This window comes from Photorhabdus luminescens subsp. luminescens (genome assembly GCF_001083805.1).
Lineage (GTDB): Bacteria > Pseudomonadota > Gammaproteobacteria > Enterobacterales > Enterobacteriaceae > Photorhabdus > Photorhabdus luminescens.
This window is the reverse complement of sequence record NZ_JXSK01000001.1, coordinates 159175-164609: the sequence shown is the minus strand read 5'-3', so window position 1 is coordinate 164609 and position 5435 is coordinate 159175. Positions and strand designations below refer to the sequence as shown.

The window sequence follows — 5435 nt, the reverse complement described above, 5'->3', positions numbered from 1 at the left end:
CTACTACCTCAATAAATCTGTTAGATATTTGGCAACTATCATTCTTGGCAATCATCACAAGTGTTTTTTTATTTTTGTCCCACTTACCCTAGACGGAATAAAAACGGGCACGTTAAACATCAATTAAAATATTCAGACAACGTTTCCTCTTTGGAATTGAATGTAAATAAATTCTTTAATTGGCAATTCCGCAATGATAACTTCCCCAATAACGGGAAACAGTCATTCATGAAACGTAAGTATATGTTCTATTTCATCCTTATTTTTTGGATAAGCACTTTTGATTGACGCTTAATTCCATAGTTTAGACTAAAATCATTAACGACTATTAACACGAGCTTACTTTGATAACTTACTGTAAAATAATATTTTTTATTCTCACAAGGAGTAGATGACATGCCACATCAAATACAACTTATTAAACATTTACAAAGATATCCCGTATATTTAATTACTTTAAAATATAAGTTCAGGCTAAAATTAATTTCAGCATATGTTATTTCATGATAATAAATCGATATAATTAATGTAAAAGTTAATTACCTTTAACTCCATAAGGAAATAATTTCTAATTAGAATCAACCTAGCTATATTATTTTTATTATAATATAGCTGAGATCAACATTGGTGAAATACCGTATTGATCATTAAGCAACATATTCTAAGAGAGCCCTTCTTTAGACATGAATTATCGGATATCAAACGATATTTACCATCGCATGATGTAAATTGAAATGAGGTCTTATACCTTTTAGCTTGTAAACACCAGTGAACACATATATTAAAGCCCCCTCCTCCACAACCAGTACCAAAGGAGGGATTATTTTATCTCCCAACATCCACTATCAATTGAGGGCAAGTCTTTCGCAGTTAAATTTAACAAAAACCACCGTAAACCCTCACCCAACGCGAGGCTGTCGCAAATAGAATCGTCATTTTTATCAGCAACTCAATCTGCAATTACTAACGAACGATAAGCCTTTTTTACTTTCCATAAATAGCGTGGAGCCTGAGGTGCAGGATGATTATCCTGAACATACTGATAAAACTCATCCGGCGTCATGCGGTTTATTTTATTAACGGCTAATTGACGATCCACATTAAAAGTCCGCAAAAGAGCACCCGCACCATTTACGTAAGCAACAATAGTGGCATAGTAGAGAGTCTCAGGGTTATCAATACCTGCCAGATGTTGCTCTTTCAGAATACTAATATAAGCAGTGCCAAGATCAATATTGGTTTTAGGATCTTTCAACTCACGCGTTGTCGGCTGACCAAGACGCCCTTTCTGTCGATACACATCCCGCCCTGCTGTCGATGCTTTAATCTGCATAAGGCCAATTGCATTCGATTTACTGACTGCATCAGGGCGAAAACCGGATTCAACTTGAATAATAGCTCTGATAAGCGTTTCATCAACACCGTACCGATTGGATGCCTGTTGAATAAATGTGTCAAAAGGCGTTGGAGGGAAAGAAGAAATTCTAGCTGCGTTGGCAGTATTGCTCAGCATACGTTGCTGACCGAACCGTTTACCCGCATTTGTTTGCTGAGTATTTCTCTCAGCACAACCGACTAACAGCACGACCAGTGCCACAAAGCTCAGTCTTAATTTCACCCTATAATCCTCTGGATCAAATTTTACTAAAGCGCAGCATATACAATTTCGTTTATAATCTAAAAATATTTTTACTTAACTTTTCACTGTATTCGTGTTCATATCATATGGAATGACGATTGCAACAATCACTATTCCCAAATTTTATAATCTTGACTTTACTTAAATGATATTGATAATCGTTATCATATATATACTTATAACAAGTAAGGCTTGAATTGATGAAGAAAAAACTTTCTCTACTTTTGCTTTCCCCCCCTGTACTGGGAATTACATTGATTCTTTTATCTATAGTTTTATTTAGTCAGAAGGTATCTGCCGCCAAACAATTCAAAGTTGTCACTACCTTTACTATCATCCAGGATATAGCGCAAAACGTAGCAGGTGATGCGGCGATTGTTGAATCAATTACTAAACCTGGCGCTGAAATCCATGATTACCAACCTACCCCAAAAGATATTATAAAATCTCAACATGCTGATTTGATCCTTTGGAATGGGCTAAATCTAGAACGCTGGTTTGAACGCTTCTTTGAAAATCTTAAAGATGTACCTGCCGTTGTTATTACTGACGGTATTGAACCACTCCCCATCCGTGAAGGGCCTTACAACGGGAATCCGAATCCTCACGCTTGGATGTCACCCACAAATGCTTTGGTCTATATCGAGAATATCCGCCAAGCATTTGTGAAATACGATCCTGATAATGCAGAAATTTATAATAGGAATGCCAAAGCCTACGCTGAAAAAATCGCCCAACTGGATTCTCCACTGAGAGAACGTCTTTCCCGTATTCCACAAGATCAACGTTGGTTAGTCACCAGTGAAGGGGCTTTTAGCTATTTGGCTAAAGATTACCAATTCAAAGAAGTTTATCTATGGCCAATTAATGCAGAAGAACAAGGTTCACCACAACAAGTTCGTCATGTCATTGATACTGTAAGAGCGAACAAAATCCCCGTTGTGTTTAGCGAAAGTACCATTTCAGATAAACCAGCTAAACAAGTCAGTAAAGAAACAGATGCCCGTTATGGCGGCGTTCTTTATGTAGATTCACTCTCCGGCAGTGGCGGCCCAGTACCAACTTATATTGATTTACTGAATAAGACTGTAGATACAATCGCAAAAGGATTTAATCAATGAATAGCAATACGCTGTTTGAACGTCCTCATTTAGTCGTTGATGACGCTACTGTGACTTATAACAACGGTCACACAGCTATTTATGATGCAAGTTTTTCTATCACTGGCGGCTCTATTTGTGCGTTGGTGGGAATTAACGGTAGTGGTAAATCCACATTGTTTAAGACCATCATGGGACTAGTAAACCCATCTCAAGGAAAAGTCACTCTGAGTGATATGCCAGTCAAAAGTGCTTTGAAGAAAAATGTTATTGCATATGTCCCTCAGACAGAAGAAGTCGACTGGAACTTTCCAGTATTAGTTTCTGATGTCGTGATGATGGGCCGCTACGGGAAAATGGGATTCCTAAGAATCCCAAGTAAAAGAGACCACCAAGCTGTTAATGAAGCACTTGAACGCGTCGGCTTAACGGCCCTACGCAACCGACAGATTGGAGAACTCTCAGGCGGACAGAAAAAACGGGTTTTTCTTGCAAGGGCTCTGGCTCAGGAAGGCAAAGTTCTATTACTGGATGAACCTTTTACTGGTGTTGATGTAAAAACGGAAAATGCCATCATTGACCTATTATGTGATTTACGTGATGAGGGCCATCTGGTTCTGGTTTCTACACATAACCTTGGTAGTGTGCCTGAATTCTGCGATCATGTTATCCTAATCAACCGGACGGTTCTGGCAAGTGGACCAACAGAAACAACCTTCACCCAAAAAAATTTAGAGATGACTTTTGGTGGAGTACTTCGTCATATTAATTTATCCGGCCCGGAATTACATGATGATGATGATCCACGCTCCTTGACTGTTATTACTGATGATGAACGCGCAGCCGTATTTTATGGTCGTGATCATCATGTTCCGCCAAGGCAGAGTCAGCATAAGGAGAAGCGTCAATCATGACAGAACTTTTGCTGCAACCTTTTCACTATAATTACATGGTAAAAGCCATCTGGGTGAGTGCCATCGTCGGTGCCGTCTGTGCCTTCCTTTCTTCCTACCTGATGTTAAAAGGCTGGTCATTGATGGGAGATGCTCTCTCTCACTCAGTTGTGCCTGGCGTCGCTGGTGCTTATGCACTGGGTCTTCCCTATGCAGGCGGCGCTTTTTTTACCGGAATGCTGGCCGCTCTGTCTATGACTTTGGTTCGTCATATCACTCGTTTACGTGAAGATGCGGTAATCGGGTTCATTTTTTCCACTTTCTTTGCGGCTGGATTATTAATCGTTTCTCTGAATCCTACATCCGTTAACGTACAAACCATTATTTTCGGCAATATCCTTGGTATCGCTGATGAAGATGTTCTCCAAGTTGAAATCATTATTGCGATTTCATTTATCGTGCTCATGTTTATCTGGAAAGATTTGCTAATTGTATTTTTTGATGAAACGCATGCGCGCTCTATCGGCTTATCTCCCTTACGGATGAAAATTATTTTTTTTACTTTATTGAGTGCTTGCACTGTTGCAGCCTTACAAACTGTCGGCGCTATTCTGGTGATTGCAATGGTAGTCACTCCAGGCGCAACCGCTTATTTATTAACTGATCGTTTTAAGCACCTGCTGATCATTGCCGTTGCTATTGGTTCCCTGACCAGCGCATTTGGCGCTTACCTAAGTTTCTTCCTAAACGGCGCTACTGGTGGCGTCATTGTCACATTGCAAACTGTTATTTTCCTACTCGCATTCTTCTTTGCTCCAAAACATGGGCTATTCGCCTCCCGTATACGTGCCAAAAAAGAGTCCTCAGCATTGGCTCAGGAGACACAACCATGAATGAGTTGATACAGTTACTCACTGAGCCGTTTATGTTTCCATTTATGCAACGGGCGATATTCGCCGCAATTGTAACAGGAGCGGTATGTGCAATACTCTCTTGTTATTTGGTTCTTAAAGGCTGGTCGTTAATGGGTGACGCCATTTCTCACGCGGTATTACCAGGTATTGTGCTGGCTTTCGCTGCCGGTATACCACTGGCTATTGGCGCATTCCTTTCCGGTATTTTTTGTGCTGTTGCGACAGGATATCTGAAAGAACATAGCCGGATAAAAGAAGATACTGTCATGGGAATTGTCTTTTCAGGCATGTTTGCCTTCGGTTTAGTTCTTTTTGCCCGCATGGATACCGACCAACATCTGACTCATATTCTGTTCGGAAATATACTCGGGATCACTAAAGATGAGTTGAATCAAACATTATGGATTGCCTGCATCACTATGGCGGTGGTATTGCTAAAGCGCAAAGACTTCATGCTTTATTGCTTCGATCCTAACCAAGCACGCGTAGTAGGATTACCTGTTAAACTTTTGCATTACGGTTTGCTTTGCCTGCTGTCCATGACCATCGTCGCTTCCCTGCAAGCAGTGGGAATGATTTTGGTCATTGCAATGTTGATATCGCCGGGCATTATCGCTTTCATGTTATGCCGTAGTTTTGACCGAATGTTAATCGTCGCTATCATTGCATCAGTCATTTCCTGTGTCCTGGGTACTCTGATCAGTTTCCACATTGATGGTGCAACGGGACCATGCATCGTTATTGTTCAGGCTATCTTCTTTACACTGGCACTGGCTTACAGTCAGATAAAACTTGTAAGAACAAAATCTATACCTTATGGATTTCAAGATGCATCGCGACGGCAAGGGAGCGAATCCCCGGGAGCATAGATAACTATGTGACCGGGGTG

At 40.6% G+C, this 5435-nt stretch carries 5 protein-coding genes; 4 read left to right on the top strand and 1 reads right to left on the bottom strand.

What is annotated here, in order from left to right; genetic code table 11:
* Positions 1–949: 949 nt before the first annotated feature.
* Positions 950–1618, bottom strand: a complete 669-nt coding sequence (locus tag TI10_RS00730; RefSeq protein ID WP_049581269.1) for a transglycosylase SLT domain-containing protein — start codon at positions 1616–1618, stop codon at positions 950–952.
* Between the two features lie 221 nt (positions 1619–1839).
* Between TI10_RS00730 and TI10_RS00725 the strand changes: the two genes are divergently transcribed.
* Genes TI10_RS00725 through TI10_RS00710 form a run of 4 tightly spaced genes read left to right on the top strand, consistent with a single transcriptional unit; the run spans position 1840 to position 5415 of the window.
* The gene (locus TI10_RS00725; RefSeq protein ID WP_049581268.1) at positions 1840–2760 is read left to right on the top strand and encodes a metal ABC transporter substrate-binding protein; all 921 of its coding nucleotides are present in this window, start codon (positions 1840–1842) and stop codon (positions 2758–2760) included.
* The gene (locus tag TI10_RS00720) at positions 2757–3653 is read left to right on the top strand and encodes a manganese/iron ABC transporter ATP-binding protein (protein WP_049581267.1); all 897 of its coding nucleotides are present in this window, start codon (positions 2757–2759) and stop codon (positions 3651–3653) included. Before TI10_RS00725 ends, TI10_RS00720 begins: the two co-directional genes overlap by 4 nt.
* Positions 3650–4525, top strand: coding sequence for a metal ABC transporter permease (locus TI10_RS00715; RefSeq protein ID WP_049581266.1), 876 nt, complete (start codon positions 3650–3652; stop codon positions 4523–4525). The genes TI10_RS00720 and TI10_RS00715 overlap by 4 nt, the downstream gene beginning before the upstream one ends.
* Positions 4522–5415 carry a metal ABC transporter permease gene (locus TI10_RS00710; protein ID WP_049581265.1) on the top strand — a complete coding sequence of 298 codons (894 nt, stop codon included), beginning with the start codon at positions 4522–4524 and terminating at the stop codon, positions 5413–5415. Before TI10_RS00715 ends, TI10_RS00710 begins: the two co-directional genes overlap by 4 nt.
* Positions 5416–5435 lie beyond the last annotated feature (20 nt).